The organism is Tenuibacillus multivorans (assembly GCF_900103915.1).
Lineage (GTDB): Bacteria > Bacillota > Bacilli > Bacillales > Alkalibacillaceae > Tenuibacillus > Tenuibacillus multivorans.
Map to the genome: position 1 here is coordinate 1 of NZ_FNIG01000002.1, position 18597 is coordinate 18597.

The following is an 18597-nucleotide window of genomic DNA, read 5'->3' on the forward strand; positions in this document are numbered from 1 at the left end:
GTCGAGTACAAAAGTATAGCTTATAATCACAGCTGAAATAGAGCTCGTCTCAGGTACGCCACCATTGACCTTCGCTTTTGTCCGTGTTGTGGTTACAATGCAGGTAAGCCCAAAAATAAAGCCTGAAGGCTTATCTGAAAGAAAGTATAACACGGACAAATCGATTCTAAGTATTCGGACGGCTGGGGCCCCGTTACCCCAACCACCGAACACTAAGAATCGGGCGCTACGGTCAATGGCAAGCAGCAAAGCTGTGGCTGAACCTAAAGTTGTCTGAGACGTTCTCGTACTCTAATAATCAAGTGGCTGCTTTTTATATAGGAAACTACTTACACACTTTATTTGACAAACCCTTAATGATTTCTTCATTTTCAATTATCCCATCTATTTCTTTTTTCAAAAGGAATGAGAAAACTGAGGTTACTCCATCAATCTCCTGTAAATCCTTTTGTAAGTGGGCGTTGCACAACTCTATTATACGATTTTTCTTCATATTTAAAATCTCATCTTCAGTTAACAGCATTTTGTCTTGTAGGTATTGCACAAAACCTTTATTCTCCATTATTTATTCACACCTTTATCTAAATCAAATGTCTTACCATGATACTCTAAAAACTCTTCTCTTGACATTTTAGAAATATCTTGTGTATCAGGCTCACTCACCCTAAATAAAACTTTTAATGACTCCAGTTTAGTTATGTTGACTAATACATCATCATTGTCGTAAAAATCTACCCACTCATCAGATTTCACAACCCTATTTACCCCACTAACGAATATACATCTATCATTATCAAGCATAATCATATACTTACTCACTATCTTCACTCTCCATTTCATTATCCATATTATAATCTCGAAATTTTTTCACATTATTTGTATTAAATTGAGCAATTTCAAAACTACTTTTTTTGAACGTGATTTTCTCTTCATCATAAGAAATTTCATCTGCAATAATGTGTACCCACTGATCATTATCCAAAATAATTCCATATAATTTCACTCTTCTTCATCTCCTTAAATTTTCCCATATAAAAAAGCCATCTAATATTCAGATGACTATCTTTAGCGAACAATTCTATTGTCCTTTATCCCAGCAATAACCTTTACGATCAATATATCCTCTTGCTGCACCCTCGTTATATACAACAAGTTCTTTAAATTGCCACCAACTAACTTCATTTTCGTTTTCATCAATGATCTTTAATCGATCTAGGTTATTTAAAATTAACTCCTCTAATTCATCGAAGATTTTATAAAGAAGATTATTTCTAATCAACATACCCTTAAATCCTAATGCAATCTGACCAACTCTAACTGAGGGTATAGATGAAAATTTTTTAGCAATTGGTGACTCTATTACTTACTCATCTAATAACTTATCTTTCAAATAAAATTCGGTACTCATTTTCATTTTCTCCTTTTTAAGCAAAAATAAAAAGCCATCCTAATGGATGACCTAAGTACATCTAGTTATTATAAAAATTTTCTAATACTTTATATTCGTGCTTAACACCACAATCAGGACATTTAACATGAATAAATATTGGAGTATTTATTCTCTTATGATTATCTGGTACAGTATCAACTATTGCCTCTGCCCTTACTGCATCTTCAGAAACATTATAATTAGAATTTAAAGGTGCTTCCCAATTATATGTGTGGTTACAAATTAAACATTTTACATTATCCATTCTAGTGAATTCTTTCATTTTATCATCCCCTTTCATCTACTTACTTCGACAAAAGGGAATATATTCCTGCTTATTTATTTTTGTGTTTCGACATCATTTTCTAAAAATAATTGTTTTGATTCATCCAACTCTAATTGATTATTTTGTTTATTAATAAAGTCCTCTGCTTTTAAATCTTTAGTATTATTATGAACATCGGTAATTAATTTATCTTCAGCATCCTTGATGATTTCATTAATATCATCTAGAGATTCTATATACGCATCACGTTTTAAATTTAATTCTTTTATTTCATTTCTTAGCCTTGCTTTAATACTTTCATTTGAAGTTTCTGAAAGCTCAACTTCTTTATCTGAGATTTCCTTATCATAAGCTTTTCTTTTATTTAATTGATAATCTTTAATTATCTTTTTAATTTTATGAACTATAAACCTGACAATTTCTTCTGCATACCTAATCAATAATTTTAAAATAAATGGCCAAACAGTTTTAATAAACCAATTAGTAATTTTCTTTTTCATGCTTATCCCTCCTAATCATCATTATTCGACAATAAAGGAGGAATTCCTTCTATCTCAATAAAAAGACACCTGATTTAATCAGATGACTTATCAAAATTATTTTGCACTTATTGTACTCTTCAATCTTACGTTTGGCATTTTCAACTCTCTCAGGAGTTTCATTCTCGAATAATGCTAAGCTCCAAATACCTATTTCATGTCCAATATGCTCACAACATTTACATTCCAAAGAAATTTTTTAGTATTTTTGCAACAAAACCTAAGGGTTTCCATAAGAAAATTAGTAGCAGAATTAATACAAAAATCATCCCGAAAATTTTGGTGTAAATATCACCTAATTTATCAAGAAATTTCATAATAAAGTCTACCTCCCCTAATTACATATTTCTACATAATTAGGGAATTTCCTGCTAATTTTTAGTAATTCCTAACCTTCTACTCTCTTCAGCGATCATTCGTTTAAGCTTTCGCTCTAAATAATCTTCAAATTTAAACTCGCCTTTATGAACTATATTGACGTTTCTAATTTTCCATTGATTACTTTTCATATTGAAGGTCTCCTCTCATAGCTGCGTTAATCAATATACGAGCATATTCATCATAAAACTGTTTATTGAATTTAGGTTTATAATTTTGAGAAGTATTAATAATGTAGTTATCTTCTCGAATTTGACCAATAACCTTAACCTCATCACCATATATAGTCTTTACGTAATAAGGTTCGTCTAAAAACGCAATTCCTTTATCTTCCATATAATCACTCCTTTTCAAAAGTGATTATACAGTAAATATTAGAATTCTACATTATCTTGTTTTAACTTGTCGTATTCTTCTAATGCTGAAATTATTGCGTCTGACTTTTTAAACAACCAAAAGACACTGTCGGGATTATCAATTCTTCTGGCTTTTGTGATATATTTAAAGCCTTGATCCATCAAATAAGAACTTAGATTTTTACTGTATGAAAATAGATATTCATTATTCATTTCTTTACCTCCGATCTATTCTTCATCTCCATATACATTAATTGATTGTTCAGCAAATCTAAAATTATCCATTCCTTTACATTCACCGCAACCAAATTCACTATCTAAAAATACTTCTTCATTAAAGAAATGTTTACACTGCTTACACCAATAACCTGACTCAATCACAATATTCTTCATTTAATCACCCACACCTATATGGCACAAATCTGTCAGACGGATTTCTGTTCACATAATGCACAAATACTCGATCCCCTACATTAAAAGTAGCATCGGGATTACAAGGTATTTCAATTGCAGGATCAAAACCATTCACTTTAACCATTAACCTTGTATCATTAACAACAGATTCTACTTCTCCAAATCGCCATTCTCCAGCTAATAAATCTTCATTTTTTAAAATTTTATAGACAAGCCTTTTAATGGCATTAAATAAATTTTGATCAAAACTACCGTATGGATTAGTTCTTAAGTTTATTCTATTTGAATTTCCTCTTGCCATTTAATCATCTCCATTAAACAAAAATAAAAATGCCTTTACTGGCTTTCCTTAATTTTAGTGATATAATATTTACCCCAGCCATAGTCCATATACTCACGAATAGCAATATACTCATACATTTTATCACTAAACGGTTTCTCTTTAACCTCACCATTCAAAAAGTATTTATAAAAAGAGACCGCATAGTCACGGTTGTGACCAAAATATTTAAAGATTTTATTTTTAATTGTTTCATTAATTTCATTTTGATCCTTAGCTTTCCAGTATTCATCTTCATCCAATAAAAAACGACTATTTGTTAAAGTACCGTCACCTTGTAAGTGATTAACATATGATCTAAAATCATCTTCATATGCCATATTAGTTGCCAATCGTCTTTTTACTTCTTGGACTGAATTCCCGATACTTTCAGGTAAACTAATAATTTGAATTGAATCAAAACCATTAAAAAATTCATCAACGCATAAATAATATGTACGATTAGAGTTATAATCATATCCTTTGATATTATATAAATCTTTTATATATAAATCCTTAGACATATTTAATTCAAATTCTTCTCTTTTACCATTCACTAATAAACTAAACATCTTTTCAGTTTTATTCTGTTGATCCAGAGATCTAATAATTTCACGCAATGTCATATCTTCAACTTCAAAATAGTCTTCTTTATCAATAATTTTCTTTATTGCTTCATCTTCATTTTCAGCTATAACAGCTTTTACTTCACTTGGCTCACCACAATCAACTAATAACACATAAATTTTCTTCTCACTCATAAAAATTCTTCATCTCCTTAATTTACTTATCATTTTCCTTTAAATTTTCGTATATACTACCTAATACCTCATACAGCTCATCGAATTTCTTATTTAATTCAGTCTGAACAATTTTATGTACTTCAGGCTTAATCATTTTCAATAACTCTTTTTGATCACGCTTATGTATTTCATCAAATTTGCTATCTATATGTTCAAATGATGCCTCTAAGACATCTTTAATTTCATCATTCAATGAATTTCACCTTCTGTCTCTTCTAACAACGTCTCAATAACATCTATAGCATTTTGATTGATTATCTGAACACCTTTCAAATGATTTCGTATAGCACTTGTAATCTCAGCTTTTTCTATTTCTGAATAATTATCAGCTTTAAGCATGTTATAAATATCAGTTAAATACTGATTAGTCTGCTCTTGATAATCCATTTCATCGATCTGCAGCAACTGCTTAAATTGTTCAACATCTAATTTATTCATTGTTAATCATAGCCTTTAACAATACTTTAATGTCTTCTAAATCTTGCATCATACGCTCATGATCATCATTAATTTGATTAAAATAAGGTAATATTCCACCAAACAAAATATCGTTTGTCTTTTTAGTTTTGTAAAAAACAATATCGTCAATATCCTGCAAGTCTTGGTCTGTTATAACCCTTTGTTTGTTTCTCTCTTGTACTTTATTCCTACTCTCCATCTTCTGCAATAACTCTTTTGCTTTATCGCTCATACTCTCCATCTCCTTTAGTTTTTAAATTTATAAAAAGAAGGCTTTTTACCCTCTAAATACCGTTTACGATTTTTCTTTATTTCCTTTTGTTTTTGACCACTAATTTTTAAAAACTCATTTAATTTATCTTCAAATGTTTTAGGTTTACGCTTATGTTTTTTCATTAACAAAACCCCTTCATTTTTGTTTTTGCACAAGCAAAAAGACGTGACCACTATTAGCCACGCCAATGCTTATGTGTCGTGTATACAAAGATCAAATGACCAATGTACTAGGAATGGCACGAACGAAAAGCTCATGCCATCGGAGCAATAATAAATGTTCAATCTTGATAAAGTTGGTGCTTATAAGGAGGAAATAATGCCATCATTACAGATGGTATTATTTTTATAGCTAACCATATATTTATTGTCCGTGATTAACTGGGTAGCATAGAGCAAGTATGCTAGTGCGGACAGATTAAAGATTATAAAAAGAAAGAGTGGCCTAATGACCACACCTTTCACAAGCATCATTATGATTATTAATATACTCAATAATTTCATTCTCTCTTTGTTTAGAGAGTTTCAGCTTATAATTAAACCACCTGCTAACAGTCGATTCAGTTATGCCTAGATCGGTTGCAAGTTGTTTATTTGTGATCCGTTTTAACTTCTTTTCAGCGAATAAGTTTGCTATCTCTTTATTTGATAACATCACTCTCCCCTCCTCATTTTAATAAAATTTATTTACGTCAATTAATTTCAATTTAAACAAAAATAAATACCCATCTTCTCCCTCTCAAAGAAGATGGGCTTTGCCTTCTACCATTTGCAAATAGCAGAAAATTTAGGTATTAGAGTAACCTGTACATATTACAAGGGCTTTCGCCCGATTACTCTATCGACTATCTTCCCTACACTATTGTTAAGTGCATACCACTAAAAACATGAATAAAATAGTGTAAATAATTTATTATACTATAATAAAGTAATAAAGTCAATAAAAATTATCATTTTCTCTGGCATAGTTTACAAATACTCTTCAAATTATCCTTGTTACGTTTATCTTCACCAAATACTTCTTTAACCGCAAACTTTTTAATTTCACATTTAGTACATTTCTTTTTCTCTACACCATCAATTATATATGTATATGTCTTAGCTATAGTTTTAGCAATTTTACCTTCAAGCATTTTAATATATGCCAATTTAGGACTATTGCGTCTATATGATTCATTTATGTATTTCGCCATTCGCTTATATGGATCAGTCTCGATACCATCAAGATAAATATTAAAATCATTATGTATATTTATAATTAATTTCACCATGTCACGCTGCATATTGTCTAAGTCAGCTTGTATCATAGCATTATAAACTTCAGTCAATTTATTATGTACGCTTGTATCTGGTCTATCTTTATAAGATTCCCACAGCACCGTATAAAACGGTAAGTAATTTCTGTCATTATTATGTTTGTCTGGTTTATAATCAATCTTCAACAACAACTTGAATACATGCTCTGGATTGCCTAAATCAATTTTCTCAAATTTATAATCAATCATATCTATGTAATTATCCAGCGATTGATGCTTAACATTACTGCCCCAACTAATTAAAACATTTTCAATTTCCATCCCCATCTGATTATAATGCTTCTTTAATTCAAACATTCGTTTTTTTGGAGTAAGATTATGCCTTTCTTTTGAGAACTGTTTTAGCCAATGTTCCTGAATTTCTTTACGTTCTTCTTTAGTGTACTCAGACATTGAAAAACCGTATTTGAGACCCATATATGTATATTCATCAAACATCTGTTTGAATAACTTAAAATTAGGTTGAGTTTTATGTTCATTAACAATCTCTTTAACAAGTTTCTTTCTCTTTCTAAGCATCTCCCTTTTAGATATTTGCTTTATTTCTGCTTGAGACTGATATTGATTAAAATTATTTATATGTATTTCATATTGCGAATGAGCCTTTTCAACAGTATCTTCAGCCGACTCATTTATAGATAACTGCTTTTTGTTCAATCGATCTTCATATATTTTCTGATCCATATATTCTGGTTTAACAGTTGTATAATCCTTAAATTCATCCTTTTCACTATTATAAACTTGAATAATATTATCTGTAAGCCAACTTAATTTTCGCCACATAAATATTTCATCAGAACGTTTATCTGTCTTTTTCTTATTACCTAACTGTTTGCGAATATTAGGACTTGATATGTATTCAAAATAGTTTTCATAAGCCTTATAATTTCTTTTTTCTTTATCACTCGTATACCTCTCAAATTTTTCTAATGGCTTATCTAAGGCATGTTTAATATTAGAATCAACAGGATCAATAACATCATCCACATTTAATTTTTCATTACCCTCTTTTTGATCTCTAATTTTTTGTAATATAATTTGCTCTAAATCTACTTTTATTTGATCAATTAGTTCATCTTCATCCTCAAACTCTTCTACAGCCACAAACACATTTTCTTCATCATCTTCTATGTATTCCTTAACAAACTGATAAATTGAATCATCTACAATTCGACCATCAAATTGAGCCTGAAGTGATAATATAACTTCATCAATGGCTTCACATTCCATAATATCTTCAACACACTCTGTTATGTATTCAGCACCACACTCATTAATTTCCTCTCGTATATCCATAAAATTTTTCATTTCGTTCAAATTAAAATATCCTCCTAATTTTTGTTGATTTAAATTTCTTATATTGTCAGGGGTTTATGAGTATTTAAACTTTTCGCTATCGCTCAAAGTCTAAATATGCGCCCACCCCTGAAACCCCGACGCAAAATTATGTATTCTTTAACTAAATTCATTAATTTTGTAGACACATTTATGGATAAATTCCTTAAAGGAAATACTCCACATTTCTGTCTACAATTTGTATTTTATTTTTCCTACAGTCCAATAAGTTTCTTCTTTTTTAACCATTCCATTAGAATCTCTATAACTCTTTCTAGGCGGCTTTTGAATTATGTAAGGAATATGATTATTCATTAAGTAGACATTCAATAAATTGATTCCTTTTTGTTTGCGACCACGAGCATCTTTCAGTCCTATTTTGTCAATCAATTCATTTCTATCATTTTTTAATAACTTTTTACCTATAAGACTATCTAAATAGTCCTCTAGAGTTACTTTTTCTTTTTCTTCTTCGACAACTTTATAATCGTAATAATTAATTTCAGGTATATAAAAACCAAATAACTTAGCTATGTACCTGCAATAACCATAATCTTTTTTCCTCATTTCTTTTATTTCTGATATATCAACTTTTGTCTTAAAGTAGATCATTTCGTTAATTTCTTTAACAACTTTATTATCTTTTACAACTGGATTATCATAGACGATATGCGATTTATCTTCTGTATTTTTTAGATACTTTTCAACATAAGCTTGAGTGCCATGTTTACGAACATATTGAGCCTTCTCTAAACTATCCTTTAAATACTTTTCTCTTTGACCTAATGAACGATTATTAACTGCTTTTATGTATAATTCAACATGATCATTCTTATCTTTCTCATTAAGACGTTTGCGACCAATACATTGAATAAGCGTTCCTGTATCTTTTACATCAACAACAATATTATTTAGTTCAGAATCGTGAATATTAACTCCAGCATCTAATGTTGTAGTTGTTATTAACAACAATTCTTCAAACTTTTCTTTTTTAAGGAGTTGACTCACTTTTTCTTTATCAACAAACTTTGCATAACCATTTTTATTTGATTTAGAACAGTTGAATAATGAATGTTGTTCAAACTTGCTATGTAATTCATATGCCCTTTTAGCAGACTCAATAAAAAATATCGCCTTCTGACCATTCTCTATAAATTGATTAGCTAATTGCTCAAGTGTTTCATTATGGTAAAAGAAATTGAGTTTATGTATAAAGTCAAAATTAATTGGCAACGGATATGATATAGGATTTAAACCTTTAATTTCTTCTAAATACCGTTTCATATAATCACCAGTAGCACTCATAAGAATTCTAATTTTACTATTTTGACTAAGTATTTGTTTAAGCGATAAATCTGTGTATTTATTAAATCCTGCATCTGACATAAAATAATGGAATTCATCACAAACAATATAATCGTATGAACTAAAATCAAATTCCCTATGTGTTTTTGCTTCAGATTCAATGGACTGATATGTTTTTAAATCAATAACTTGATCCCTTTTATCTCTTTGAATTTCATATTGGAATTGATCTAAACAATTTATCCTATGTACTAACATTAAAATTTTTTTATTATTGTCTTTGGCATGTAAGAAAAGCCTTGTTTTTATAAAATGGCTTTTTCCTGCCCCGACACCAGCTTTTATTGTGATAATGTCACCTGGTTTCCATTTTTCAATTTCTTCATTTGTTATTTCATCACTAACTCTTTTCAAATATATCCTCCTATCAATTTATATAAAATTATTTAATTATCGTATCGCTTACTATATTGCTCAAGCACTTGCTCTAACTTCTTTGATCTTGAGAATAGTGAAAAAACGTTACCTGACTTTGGCTCAATTGCTACAGTCAAAGGTACAATCTCACTTTGATGATATATGTAGTCAGCCAACTTTTTTGAATAACAATAAAATAGGTCTTCATTTCTAACAGTCATTTGATACTCTCCTTATTTGTTAAAATATTTGTTAAGTTTGTAATTAAATAGATATTGCTAACTACTGTCGAACCAATATTTCACGGGATCACCACCTTTCAAAATAAATTTTGAATTTCTACTTGACTTTTCGTATCACCCCCCTTTATACTATAATCAGACGAAATATTTACTAATATTTAAAAAAGACAATAAAAAAGTTAGACTATAAGCAAATAGACTTATAGCCATACGGGTATATTATACTACAAACCTTGATTTTTGTCAAGGTTATTTGTGTTTTCTTTTTCTGCTATGCAAAATTAATAATTCTCAATTGATCCCTTTGAGCATAAATATCATCACTTATACCATCTATAGATACTTCGTATATGGTTTTATCATCTTCTTTAAACGAATCAATAACCTCACCTGTTAATCCTAAATAATCTTTCAACTCTTCATTAATCTTAATGATTTGAACTTTATCTGCACATTATTTTAAAGAACAGTTAAATAGTTCGTTTTTATACTAATGCGAGTATAATAAAAAGGATCGCTATGCGACCCCTTAACTTAAATCTGATAATAATAATACTTCTGCATCTTCTCTTTCTTTTTTTGTTAGTGGGTCATAAATACCCTTTTTGGCTTTAAAATACTTAATTGCCCAATTAATACTATTTGCTCCTGCAATAGCTTCTTCAAACAGTAATTCATCTTCAGTATTGCCTACCTCAAATACTTCGCTTAATTCATTAATTTGTTTTTCATTGTAATAAAGTTTTCGTTCGTCAATATCGTATTCGTCAATCACTCGATTTAATTCACCACACATGAATTTTACTAATTGCTCAACCTTCTTTTTGTTTTCAATTTCAAACATTATTTAACTCTCCCTTATTAATTATTTGGCATAAGGTGAGGTTTCATGAAGTTTATTTACTCAATTACGCCTTTTCGTAATTTCATTATATTCAAACTTTTCAAAAAGTGCAACCCTTTTTAACGAAATTGCGTAATTTTTTAAATTTTTATATAATAGTATTAACTGTGGGAGGGGATAAATATGGTAATTAGAATTAAATTAAAAGAAATACTCTCAAATAAAGGCATCTCACAAAAAGAACTTAAAAAAATGATTGATAAAAAATACTACAACGGTGAGGATAAATTCAGAACTGCCACAATCAGCGAGATATACAATAACCAGCGTAAATCTATTAATAAGAATCACTTGGAAATGATTTATAACACCCTTGAATTAAAAAGTATGGATGAACTAATAGAAGTAATTGAAGAATAGGTAACAATCTGGCTTAAATATAGCCTGATACAGCAACTTTATAATCAAACGAGTATAAAAACCCTAATTAATGATTTAATGCTTTTACATGCAATTCTCGTAAGTCAAAGTAATTATAAACAGAAAATACCGCCTAAAATGGCGGTATAATTTTTTATGTGCCAAAATCAAGCATTAATATAATATGTATTATGTAATTATTGTTCTTTTATCCATTCAAGTAAGAATTCTTTTGTCTCTTTAGCTGGGTATATCCACTTATTCCCTATTTTTTTCTTTGGAAAGTCAGGATCATAAAAAAATAAATCCTTAATTGTATTAATAGATAAGTTAGTCATTTTGCATAACGTTGCTGTGTCCCAGAACAACATTTCATTGTCCAACTTTTTCAAATGCTTATCTACCTCCTCCTTGTACAATTCTTTAATCTCCTCTTCATCAATTTTGATTTCTAACAACTCTCTCCTCATCCTTCCTTTATTAATTATCATTAGTTATCATGGTTTACATTATACTTATCATGTGTTATCATGTCAATAGTGATTGTGATAATTTTTATTTTCTTTAATATCATCCTTAAATCAACAATATTACAATCTTTTGATTGAAATTATCATGAATGTTTTATATACTTATGATAAGTCATGATATTTATGGAGGTGTATGAATGACAACTAAATACCATTTAAACTTTGACGGTACAATTGGTGAATTTATCAAACTACATAGAAAAAAGCAGAAAATCAAAGCTAGAGATTTATCACGAGAATTAGGTAAAGGTGATGCCTATATTAGTCAGATCGAAAATAATCGTAATAACAAACCTGACTTCGATATTCTCTACTCTATTTTTGAAAAATTAGGGATTGATGAAGAACGCATAGAGGATTATCTTGAAAGTTTTGGCTACATATCACCTGAACGTGAAGAACAATTAATTCAGCAAGAATTAAAAAAATATGAGGTTACAGATGAAGAATATCAACAGTATTTGGATTCTGAAAAACAAGTAAGAGTTGATCACCCAGAAGAATTTTTGAATTCAAACGATCAATTAATCACTGAAATTATAGGTGAGTATTTAAAAAACATAACCTCTACTCTTCAATCCTTATCTTATGATAAATCAGGTAAAGGCTTTAATATGGTGAAAAACATAGAAACAACTTTAACCGATATGCAAAAGAATAAGCATCTGTTTATATTTATACAAAGGCTATTTGACAATAATTTAGATTTATTAGATGAAAAAGGAATGGTTAAAGTGATTAACACTTTATATGAAGAAATGAATCGAGTTGAAGAACAAAATACTGCTTGGGGCGAACCAACAATAAAAAATCAAATAAAGGAGTTGAAATAATTCATGGCCTATTTTCGTAAAAGGGGTAACAAATGGCAGTATCGTATAATGTATACAGATCCAATCACAAATAAACGTACTGAGGTTTCAAAAGGTGGATTTGATTCAAAACCTGAAGCAAAACATGCTGCCATTGAACATGAAGCTAAATTACTAAGTGGACAGGCTGTAGTTAGTAATGATGAGTTACTGAAATACTATCTAAAGGAATGGCTCAAAGACTTCAAAAAGGATAATGTCAGAAAAAACACTTATATATTACATGAAAGAAATGTAGACAAACACATTATTCCTTACTTCAAAGACATTAAATTAAAGAATGTAACTTCACAGCAATATCAAAAGTTTTTAAATTATTTAGCTGATAAAGATTATAGCAAAAGAACAATTGAGATTGTTCATGGCACTATGTTTGATGCTATGAAGACAGCAGTAAAACCTTTAAGAAAGATTGTAGACAATCCATGCGAAGGTGTTACGATTCCAAAGAAAACTGAAAAGAAAAAAGGATCACTTCAATATATTGATTCTGAAGATATTCCAAAATTTTTAACAATGGCCAAAAGAGATAATTACCTTTACTGGATCTTCTTTAAAACACTCATATTTACAGGAATGAGAAAAGGAGAAGCTGCCGCCCTCCAAAGAAAAGATATTGACTTAAAGAATGGATATATTAGTATAAATAAATCATTAGACTTTCAAGCAAGAAATGAAGATGAATTGTTTGGCGATACCAAGACATACCATTCAGAGCGTACAATCAAAATTAACGAAAGTCTTAGAAAAGATTTAATTAAACATATGGATTGGTTAAACGATAACAGAATCACATTCAATGATATTTACCGTCATGATCTTGATTTAGTTTTTTGTAGACAAGATGGAAACATTATTCCTAAATCCACATTATTCAATGCTCTTAATCGCATATGTAAAAAAGCAGACATAGAAAAACTCCCCATTCATGCTCTAAGACATACACACGCTGTCTTGGCTTTAGAACAGGGAGATGATATGAAAGTTATCCAAGAAAGATTAGGACATGGTAGTTATCAGATTACCGCTGATGTTTATAGCCACGTTAGTAAACGACTTGAGCAAAAGTCTATGGACAATCTCGAAAACTTTGCAAAAAATATAGATTAAATTAAATTTTTTTATCAAATTTTGTGGTCAATCTGTGGTCAAAAGGTGTTTTGGATTATTCCTCTACCAAACTGACCACAGATATTTTTGTTTAAAATGTTGATATAATAGGGGTTTCCAAATTAATAACTACTTAAATACTGCTCACGCTCCCAAGGGTGTACTTGGGTTCTGAACATATCCCATTCAATTTGTTTTGATTCGATGAAGTGTTCAAGTAAGTGCTCACCTAGTGCTCCTTTAATGATGTCATCTTTTTGTAGCTCTACTAAAGCATCATATAAAGTTGCAGGTAAGTCTTGAACACCATTTTCGATACGCTCTTGTTTATTCATAACATAGATATTGCGATCAACGGGTTTCGGTGCTTGTAGCTTGTTTTCAATACCATCTAACCCTGCTGCTAACATGACAGACATCGCCATATATGGGTTTGCAGCTGGGTCAACGCTTCGTGCTTCGATACGTGTGCTAAGCCCACGTGCAGATGGTACGCGTACTAATGGGCTACGGTTCTGACCTGACCAAGCCACGTAACAAGGTGCTTCATAACCTGGTACTAGACGCTTATAAGAGTTTACGGTTGGATTCGTTACAGCTGTGAAATGAACGGCGTGCTTAATAATTCCCGCTGTAAATTGATAAGCGGTTTCGCTTAGCTGTTCTTCACCATTTGGATCGAAGAACGCATTTTCTTTACCTTTAAATAACGACATATTAGAATGCATACCTGATCCGTTAACACCGAATAGTGGTTTAGGCATAAAGGTTGCGTGTAAACCGTGTTTACGTGCAATGGTTTTAACAACTAATTTAAAGGTTTGAATATCGTCACAGTGTTTGATCGCATCTGAATATTTAAAATCAATTTCATGCTGACCTGGTGCAACCTCATGGTGAGAGGCTTCGATTTCGAATCCCATTTCTTCTAATTCTAATACGATGTCTCGGCGGCAATTTTCACCTAAATCCGTAGGGGCTAAATCAAAGTAACCACCTTTATCATTCAAGGTCATCGTCGGTTCGCCAACCTCATCTAATTTGAATAAGAAAAATTCTGGTTCAGTTCCGATGTTAAATGCTGTGAAGCCTAATTTCTCCATTCTTTCGAGATTTCTTTTTAAATTATAACGTGGGCATCCTTCAAAAGGTGTATCATCTGGGTTATAAATATCGCAAATGATACGTGCGACTTTACCTTTGTCTGATGTCCAAGGAAAGACCACAAAGGTATCTAAGTCTGGATGAAGTCGCATGTCTGATTCTTCAATCCGTACAAAACCTTCAATTGAAGAACCATCAAACATCATTTTGTTATCTAATGCTTTGTCTAATTGGCTTAACGGAATTTCTACGTTTTTAATCGTACCAAGTAAATCTGTAAATTGTAGTCGTATAAATCTTACATTCTCTTCATCGATTCGTTTGTAAATCTCTTCTCTTGTAATGTTGCTCATTCAATTTCCTCCTAATTAATTGTTCCATTATTTAATGATAGAACCTCGATAGCTCACCTTGAATAATGGATGAATTATTGAGATAACCAGATTCAAGTAATTCGCGACGTAATAGTTCGTGAAGCTCTTTTTCAGTTAAATCTCTCTTTTGCTCTTTTGGCTTCTGTTGTTCTGTCACTTGTTTTTCTTGAATTTGGATTTCTTTTAATTTTAGAACTTGCTTAATTCCTGCCAGATTAACGCCTTCATCGATTAATCGTTTGATTTCTATCAGACGATCAACATCATAGAAGCTATACAGTCTACGATTCCCCTCGGAACGTAGTGGTGTCACTAAACTTTTCTCCTCATAGTAGCGAATTTGCCTCGCACTGAGTTCTGTCAGCTCGGAAACAATACTAATCGGAAATAATGGCATAGCTTTTCGATCTTTATATTCCATTTTGACACCCCCAATATAAAACTTATTATATGTGTTGGAATTATTACTGTCAAGTGATGTAAGGAAATTTAACATAAAAAGAAAAGCATAACAGCGTACTGAGCGTACTGTCTGTTATGCTTTAAACTTCTTGATATTCATCTTTTATTGATAATAACCCTTGTGTAATGGCTAGTTTGACATGTTCATAGGTTAATCCGCCTTGTACGTATAGGGTATATGGTTCACGAATCGGTCCATCAGCTGTTAGTTCTAAGCTCGCACCTTGAATAAAGGTACCAGCAGCCATAATGACATCATGTTCATATCCCGGCATATAGCTTGGGTACGGTGTAACATGTGAATTAATCGGTGATTGCTGTTGTACTACTTGCGCAAATTGAACCATGTCATTTTTTGAGTTAAACGTAATTGATTGTATAAGGTCAGTTCTAAAATCGTTCGGTCCAGGTGTTGTTGAAAAACCATGATCACGTAATAGTTTTGATGTAAAAACTGCACCTTTTAGCGCTTCACCAACAACATGTGGAGCTAAAAATAAGCCCTGGTACATTTCCTGTAAGCTATACAAACTAGCCCCTGTTTCTTTTCCTAAGCCAGGCGCCACTAAGAAATTAGCACTTCGTTCAATCAATTCTTTTTTCCCTACTAAGTAACCACCTGTCTTAACAATTCCCGCTCCTGGATTTTTTATAAGCGAACCTGCTATTATATCAGCGCCAACCTCTGTTGGTTCCATTTTCTCAACAAATTCACCATAACAATTATCGACAAAAACTATCACATTAGGTTTAATATGTTTTACAAATTGAATCATTTCTTTAATCTCATTGATTGTAAATGACGGACGGTCTGCGTAGCCTTTTGATCGCTGGATAGCAATCATTTTGGTCTCTTCATTAATCTGATTCTCAACTGCGTCATAATTAATTTTCCCATCCGCTAATAAATCAACCTCGTCGTATTTAATACCAAAATCACGCAAAGACCCATCTGTTTGTTCTTGAATACCAATCACCTGTTCTAGGGTATCATAGGGTCTTCCGGTAATGGATAGAAGGTGATCGCCTGGTCTTAAATTACCGAACAATGCCGTTGTGATCGCATGAGTTCCAGACACCATTTGTGGTCTGACTAAAGCATCTTCCCCTCGAAAAACATCTGCATAAACTTCCTCTAGTTTTTCTCGCCCAACATCGTCATAGCCATAACCTGTCGTTGGGTTAAAATGGAAATCACCAACCTGCATATTTCGATAAGATTCGAGCACTTTATGTTGATTGTAGGTTACAATATCTGATATCTCGTGAAATCGTTTCGTCAGTTTCTCCTCTGTATGATGAATTAATTCTAGGCTTTCTCTATACATGATGATTCCTCACTTCGTTAATTGGTTGTATAATGGCATCTCAGATTCAATATAACCCATCACATAAAATGCATCTTGATCTTCTGCAAACTCTTCAGCCTCAACTATTGTTTCATGTTTCAACCGATTTAACAACCGTCCATCATTCGAAGGAATCATGACATTATATTTTTCCCAATGTTCTTTTAAAACATCTTCTATTTTTTGTTTTAATAAATCAAGATCTTGACTGTTTAATGCACTTAATAAAACACTTGGTTTTGAAAAAGGGAAAAATTCCTTTTCTAATAAGTCAACTTTATTGTAAACGGTAAGCGATGGAATGTGATCTGCATGGAGCTCTTTTAAAATATCGTTTACGGTTTGCTCGTGCTGAGTCGCATCCTCATCCGAACAATCGACGACGTGCAAAATAAAGTCCGCCTCGGTCACTTCCTCTAACGTTGATCTGAAGGCCGCAATTAACGTCGTCGGTAATTTTTGAATAAACCCAACCGTATCAGAAATTAAAGCATGAAAACCACTTGGTAGTGATAATTTCCGTGTTAAGGGATCTAATGTTGCAAAGAGCTTATTCTCTTCTAAGGAAGATTCACTCGTTAATTGGTTAAACAACGTGGATTTTCCTGCATTCGTATAACCAACAATCGATATTTGAAAAGCTGAACGTCGTTTTCGATTCTCTCGGTATTGATTCCGATGCTTGACCACCTGTTGTAACGACTGTTTAATGTCAGTTATTCGATTACGAATATGTCTCCGGTCTGTTTCTAGCTTTGTCTCACCTGGTCCTCTTGTTCCGATTCCCCCACCTAGGCGTGAAAGTTCAGTCCCAATCCCCTGTAAACGAGGGAGCATATATTCAAGCTGCGCTAATTCAACCTGTAATTTACCTTCTTTTGTTTGGGCGCGCATTGCAAAGATATCTAAAATCAACTGCGTTCGGTCAATAAGTTTCGTTTCCCAAACATTTGATAAATTTCTCGACTGTGATGGAGTTAATTCGCTATTCATAATTACAATATCAATGTCTGCTTCTTCAATAAAATGCTTAATTTCATCTGTTTTTCCTGTGCCAATATAATAAGACGAGTGAACTTTTTCGCGTTTTTGTGTAAATACCTCAATAACATCGGCTTCAACGGTTTCTGCTAATGCTCGAAGCTCTTCCATAGTCGAATGAAAGGTGCGGTCATCTTCTATTTGTGTTTGACATCCTACTAATATTGCCTTTTCACCCATTTTTGTACTCCTTCGCTTTGTGTCATGTTTACGATATAGCTTGTCCAATAACTTATAGCATCTATTCGAAAATCTTCTATAGTACACAAAAATAAGTCTAACTCTTCAGTCGAGTTAGACTTATGGACACGTTAATGTCTAAAAAATTGAAGGTACTAAAATCACATTTATGATTCCAAATCAATGTTTTTTGAAGGAGCAAAGGTCGAAATCGCATGTTTAAAAATTAATTGTTGTCTTCCTTCAGTTTCAATTAAAATTGTAAAATTATCAAATGACTTGAGTACACCGCGTAATTGGAAACCATTCGTTAAAAAGACAGTTAAAGGTACCTTTTCCTTCCGCTCAATTTGGTCTGTTATACGTGCACCTGCCGAATCTACTAAATATAGCATTGGAACTTCTAATTTCATAGCTGTTTCTTGTATGCGAATTATTTT

The 18597-nt window shown here is 31.6% G+C and carries 31 protein-coding genes; 3 read left to right on the forward strand and 28 right to left on the reverse strand.

The window, feature by feature from the left end:
- The 22 genes from BLP77_RS15945 to BLP77_RS02720 form a co-directional block, all read right to left on the reverse strand.
- A partial coding sequence (locus BLP77_RS15945; RefSeq protein ID WP_218118845.1) for a hypothetical protein occupies positions 1 to 249 on the reverse strand: 249 nt, incomplete at its 3' end.
- 76 nt (positions 250 to 325) lie between these two features.
- The gene (locus tag BLP77_RS02635; RefSeq protein ID WP_093855571.1) at positions 326 to 562 is read right to left on the reverse strand and encodes a hypothetical protein; all 237 of its coding nucleotides are present in this window, start codon (positions 560 to 562) and stop codon (positions 326 to 328) included.
- Positions 562 to 819, reverse strand: coding sequence for a hypothetical protein (locus tag BLP77_RS02640; protein WP_093855572.1), 258 nt, complete (start codon positions 817 to 819; stop codon positions 562 to 564). Before BLP77_RS02640 ends, BLP77_RS02635 begins: the two co-directional genes overlap by 1 nt.
- On the reverse strand, positions 812 to 1003 hold the full coding sequence (locus BLP77_RS02645; RefSeq protein WP_093855573.1) for a hypothetical protein: 192 nt from the start codon (positions 1001 to 1003) through the stop codon (positions 812 to 814). The genes BLP77_RS02640 and BLP77_RS02645 overlap by 8 nt, the downstream gene beginning before the upstream one ends.
- 75 nt (positions 1004 to 1078) lie before the next feature.
- A complete protein-coding gene (locus BLP77_RS02650; RefSeq protein ID WP_093855574.1) occupies positions 1079 to 1282 on the reverse strand; it encodes a hypothetical protein in 204 nt (67 codons plus the stop codon).
- A gap of 187 nt (positions 1283 to 1469) precedes the next feature.
- On the reverse strand, positions 1470 to 1712 hold the full coding sequence (locus BLP77_RS02655; protein WP_093855575.1) for a hypothetical protein: 243 nt from the start codon (positions 1710 to 1712) through the stop codon (positions 1470 to 1472).
- 56 nt (positions 1713 to 1768) lie between these two features.
- The gene (locus tag BLP77_RS02660) at positions 1769 to 2215 is read right to left on the reverse strand and encodes a hypothetical protein (RefSeq protein ID WP_093855576.1); all 447 of its coding nucleotides are present in this window, start codon (positions 2213 to 2215) and stop codon (positions 1769 to 1771) included.
- Positions 2216 to 2625: 410 nt separating this feature from the next.
- Entirely contained in the window at positions 2626 to 2763 is a 138-nt protein-coding gene (locus tag BLP77_RS15750; RefSeq protein ID WP_176752941.1) for a hypothetical protein, read from the reverse strand.
- Positions 2753 to 2968, reverse strand: a complete 216-nt coding sequence (locus BLP77_RS02665) for a hypothetical protein (RefSeq protein WP_093855577.1) — start codon at positions 2966 to 2968, stop codon at positions 2753 to 2755. Before BLP77_RS02665 ends, BLP77_RS15750 begins: the two co-directional genes overlap by 11 nt.
- A 38-nt stretch (positions 2969 to 3006) precedes the next feature.
- Entirely contained in the window at positions 3007 to 3201 is a 195-nt protein-coding gene (locus tag BLP77_RS02670; protein ID WP_093855578.1) for a hypothetical protein, read from the reverse strand.
- Between the two features lie 15 nt (positions 3202 to 3216).
- Entirely contained in the window at positions 3217 to 3381 is a 165-nt protein-coding gene (locus tag BLP77_RS15755; RefSeq protein WP_176752942.1) for a hypothetical protein, read from the reverse strand.
- 4 nt (positions 3382 to 3385) lie between these two features.
- Positions 3386 to 3703, reverse strand: a complete 318-nt coding sequence (locus tag BLP77_RS02675; RefSeq protein ID WP_093855579.1) for a hypothetical protein — start codon at positions 3701 to 3703, stop codon at positions 3386 to 3388.
- Between the two features lie 35 nt (positions 3704 to 3738).
- Entirely contained in the window at positions 3739 to 4482 is a 744-nt protein-coding gene (locus BLP77_RS02680) for a hypothetical protein (RefSeq protein WP_093855580.1), read from the reverse strand.
- 22 nt (positions 4483 to 4504) lie between these two features.
- The gene (locus tag BLP77_RS02685) at positions 4505 to 4717 is read right to left on the reverse strand and encodes a hypothetical protein (protein ID WP_093855581.1); all 213 of its coding nucleotides are present in this window, start codon (positions 4715 to 4717) and stop codon (positions 4505 to 4507) included.
- Positions 4714 to 4962: a hypothetical protein gene (locus BLP77_RS02690; RefSeq protein ID WP_093855582.1), complete on the reverse strand. Its 249-nt coding sequence runs from the start codon at positions 4960 to 4962 to the stop codon at positions 4714 to 4716. Before BLP77_RS02690 ends, BLP77_RS02685 begins: the two co-directional genes overlap by 4 nt.
- Complete coding sequence (locus BLP77_RS02695) at positions 4955 to 5215, reverse strand: hypothetical protein (protein ID WP_093855583.1); 261 nt, start codon at positions 5213 to 5215, stop codon at positions 4955 to 4957. The genes BLP77_RS02690 and BLP77_RS02695 overlap by 8 nt, the downstream gene beginning before the upstream one ends.
- A gap of 14 nt (positions 5216 to 5229) precedes the next feature.
- The gene (locus BLP77_RS15760) at positions 5230 to 5379 is read right to left on the reverse strand and encodes a hypothetical protein (RefSeq protein WP_176752943.1); all 150 of its coding nucleotides are present in this window, start codon (positions 5377 to 5379) and stop codon (positions 5230 to 5232) included.
- 322 nt (positions 5380 to 5701) lie between these two features.
- Positions 5702 to 5911: a helix-turn-helix domain-containing protein gene (locus BLP77_RS02700; RefSeq protein ID WP_093855584.1), complete on the reverse strand. Its 210-nt coding sequence runs from the start codon at positions 5909 to 5911 to the stop codon at positions 5702 to 5704.
- A 295-nt stretch (positions 5912 to 6206) separates the two neighbouring features.
- Positions 6207 to 7889, reverse strand: coding sequence for a hypothetical protein (locus BLP77_RS02705; RefSeq protein WP_093855585.1), 1683 nt, complete (start codon positions 7887 to 7889; stop codon positions 6207 to 6209).
- A gap of 210 nt (positions 7890 to 8099) precedes the next feature.
- Positions 8100 to 9626 carry a DEAD/DEAH box helicase family protein gene (locus BLP77_RS02710; protein ID WP_093855586.1) on the reverse strand — a complete coding sequence of 509 codons (1527 nt, stop codon included), beginning with the start codon at positions 9624 to 9626 and terminating at the stop codon, positions 8100 to 8102.
- A 32-nt stretch (positions 9627 to 9658) separates the two neighbouring features.
- Entirely contained in the window at positions 9659 to 9850 is a 192-nt protein-coding gene (locus tag BLP77_RS02715) for an RNA-binding protein (RefSeq protein ID WP_093855587.1), read from the reverse strand.
- A 550-nt stretch (positions 9851 to 10400) separates the two neighbouring features.
- Positions 10401 to 10715 (reverse strand): hypothetical protein, encoded by a 315-nt coding sequence (locus BLP77_RS02720; RefSeq protein ID WP_093855588.1) that lies wholly within the window; start codon positions 10713 to 10715, stop codon positions 10401 to 10403.
- Between the two features lie 183 nt (positions 10716 to 10898).
- Between BLP77_RS02720 and BLP77_RS02725 the strand changes: the two genes are divergently transcribed.
- Entirely contained in the window at positions 10899 to 11135 is a 237-nt protein-coding gene (locus tag BLP77_RS02725; protein ID WP_093855589.1) for a helix-turn-helix domain-containing protein, read from the forward strand.
- 197 nt (positions 11136 to 11332) lie between these two features.
- Here BLP77_RS02725 and BLP77_RS02730 read toward each other — a convergent pair whose 3' ends face one another.
- On the reverse strand, positions 11333 to 11593 hold the full coding sequence (locus BLP77_RS02730) for a group-specific protein (protein WP_093855590.1): 261 nt from the start codon (positions 11591 to 11593) through the stop codon (positions 11333 to 11335).
- Between the two features lie 209 nt (positions 11594 to 11802).
- Between BLP77_RS02730 and BLP77_RS02735 the strand changes: the two genes are divergently transcribed.
- Both BLP77_RS02735 and BLP77_RS02740 read left to right on the forward strand, forming a co-directional pair.
- Positions 11803 to 12498 (forward strand): helix-turn-helix domain-containing protein, encoded by a 696-nt coding sequence (locus BLP77_RS02735; protein ID WP_093855591.1) that lies wholly within the window; start codon positions 11803 to 11805, stop codon positions 12496 to 12498.
- A 3-nt stretch (positions 12499 to 12501) separates the two neighbouring features.
- On the forward strand, positions 12502 to 13647 hold the full coding sequence (locus tag BLP77_RS02740) for a tyrosine-type recombinase/integrase (RefSeq protein WP_093855592.1): 1146 nt from the start codon (positions 12502 to 12504) through the stop codon (positions 13645 to 13647).
- A 122-nt stretch (positions 13648 to 13769) separates the two neighbouring features.
- Here BLP77_RS02740 and glnA read toward each other — a convergent pair whose 3' ends face one another.
- The 5 genes from glnA to hfq form a co-directional block, all read right to left on the reverse strand.
- A complete protein-coding gene (glnA, locus tag BLP77_RS02745; RefSeq protein WP_093855593.1) occupies positions 13770 to 15104 on the reverse strand; it encodes a type I glutamate--ammonia ligase in 1335 nt (444 codons plus the stop codon).
- 31 nt (positions 15105 to 15135) lie between these two features.
- The gene (locus BLP77_RS02750; protein WP_093855594.1) at positions 15136 to 15546 is read right to left on the reverse strand and encodes a MerR family transcriptional regulator; all 411 of its coding nucleotides are present in this window, start codon (positions 15544 to 15546) and stop codon (positions 15136 to 15138) included.
- Positions 15547 to 15667: 121 nt separating this feature from the next.
- Positions 15668 to 16915, reverse strand: coding sequence for a methionine gamma-lyase family protein (locus BLP77_RS02755; protein ID WP_093855595.1), 1248 nt, complete (start codon positions 16913 to 16915; stop codon positions 15668 to 15670).
- A 9-nt stretch (positions 16916 to 16924) separates the two neighbouring features.
- On the reverse strand, positions 16925 to 18157 hold the full coding sequence (hflX, locus tag BLP77_RS02760) for a GTPase HflX (protein ID WP_093855596.1): 1233 nt from the start codon (positions 18155 to 18157) through the stop codon (positions 16925 to 16927).
- Between the two features lie 167 nt (positions 18158 to 18324).
- Entirely contained in the window at positions 18325 to 18552 is a 228-nt protein-coding gene (hfq, locus tag BLP77_RS02765) for an RNA chaperone Hfq (protein WP_093855974.1), read from the reverse strand.
- Positions 18553 to 18597: the final 45 nt, after the last annotated feature.

Bases quoted from the DNA above. Each gene is read 5' to 3' on its own strand.
- BLP77_RS02635 (WP_093855571.1), bottom strand. From the start codon at position 562: ATGGAGAATAAAGGTTTTGTGCAATACCTACAAGACAAAATGCTGTTA.
- BLP77_RS02650 (WP_093855574.1), bottom strand. From the start codon at position 1,282: ATGTTGATTAGAAATAATCTTCTTTATAAAATCTTCGATGAATTAGAG.
- BLP77_RS02655 (WP_093855575.1), bottom strand. From the start codon at position 1,712: ATGAAAGAATTCACTAGAATGGATAATGTAAAATGTTTAATTTGTAAC.
- BLP77_RS02660 (WP_093855576.1), bottom strand. From the start codon at position 2,215: ATGAAAAAGAAAATTACTAATTGGTTTATTAAAACTGTTTGGCCATTT.
- BLP77_RS15750 (WP_176752941.1), bottom strand. From the start codon at position 2,763: ATGAAAAGTAATCAATGGAAAATTAGAAACGTCAATATAGTTCATAAA.
- BLP77_RS02665 (WP_093855577.1), bottom strand. From the start codon at position 2,968: ATGGAAGATAAAGGAATTGCGTTTTTAGACGAACCTTATTACGTAAAG.
- BLP77_RS02670 (WP_093855578.1), bottom strand. From the start codon at position 3,201: ATGAATAATGAATATCTATTTTCATACAGTAAAAATCTAAGTTCTTAT.
- BLP77_RS15755 (WP_176752942.1), bottom strand. From the start codon at position 3,381: ATGAAGAATATTGTGATTGAGTCAGGTTATTGGTGTAAGCAGTGTAAA.
- BLP77_RS02675 (WP_093855579.1), bottom strand. From the start codon at position 3,703: ATGGCAAGAGGAAATTCAAATAGAATAAACTTAAGAACTAATCCATAC.
- BLP77_RS02680 (WP_093855580.1), bottom strand. From the start codon at position 4,482: ATGAGTGAGAAGAAAATTTATGTGTTATTAGTTGATTGTGGTGAGCCA.
- BLP77_RS02690 (WP_093855582.1), bottom strand. From the start codon at position 4,962: ATGAATAAATTAGATGTTGAACAATTTAAGCAGTTGCTGCAGATCGAT.
- BLP77_RS02695 (WP_093855583.1), bottom strand. From the start codon at position 5,215: ATGAGCGATAAAGCAAAAGAGTTATTGCAGAAGATGGAGAGTAGGAAT.
- BLP77_RS15760 (WP_176752943.1), bottom strand. From the start codon at position 5,379: ATGAAAAAACATAAGCGTAAACCTAAAACATTTGAAGATAAATTAAAT.
- BLP77_RS02700 (WP_093855584.1), bottom strand. From the start codon at position 5,911: ATGTTATCAAATAAAGAGATAGCAAACTTATTCGCTGAAAAGAAGTTA.
- BLP77_RS02715 (WP_093855587.1), bottom strand. From the start codon at position 9,850: ATGACTGTTAGAAATGAAGACCTATTTTATTGTTATTCAAAAAAGTTG.
- BLP77_RS02720 (WP_093855588.1), bottom strand. From the start codon at position 10,715: ATGTTTGAAATTGAAAACAAAAAGAAGGTTGAGCAATTAGTAAAATTC.
- BLP77_RS02725 (WP_093855589.1), top strand. From the start codon at position 10,899: ATGGTAATTAGAATTAAATTAAAAGAAATACTCTCAAATAAAGGCATC.
- BLP77_RS02735 (WP_093855591.1), top strand. From the start codon at position 11,803: ATGACAACTAAATACCATTTAAACTTTGACGGTACAATTGGTGAATTT.
- BLP77_RS02740 (WP_093855592.1), top strand. From the start codon at position 12,502: ATGGCCTATTTTCGTAAAAGGGGTAACAAATGGCAGTATCGTATAATG.
- glnA (WP_093855593.1), bottom strand. From the start codon at position 15,104: ATGAGCAACATTACAAGAGAAGAGATTTACAAACGAATCGATGAAGAG.
- BLP77_RS02750 (WP_093855594.1), bottom strand. From the start codon at position 15,546: ATGGAATATAAAGATCGAAAAGCTATGCCATTATTTCCGATTAGTATT.
- BLP77_RS02755 (WP_093855595.1), bottom strand. From the start codon at position 16,915: ATGTATAGAGAAAGCCTAGAATTAATTCATCATACAGAGGAGAAACTG.
- hflX (WP_093855596.1), bottom strand. From the start codon at position 18,157: ATGGGTGAAAAGGCAATATTAGTAGGATGTCAAACACAAATAGAAGAT.
- hfq (WP_093855974.1), bottom strand. From the start codon at position 18,552: ATGCTATATTTAGTAGATTCGGCAGGTGCACGTATAACAGACCAAATT.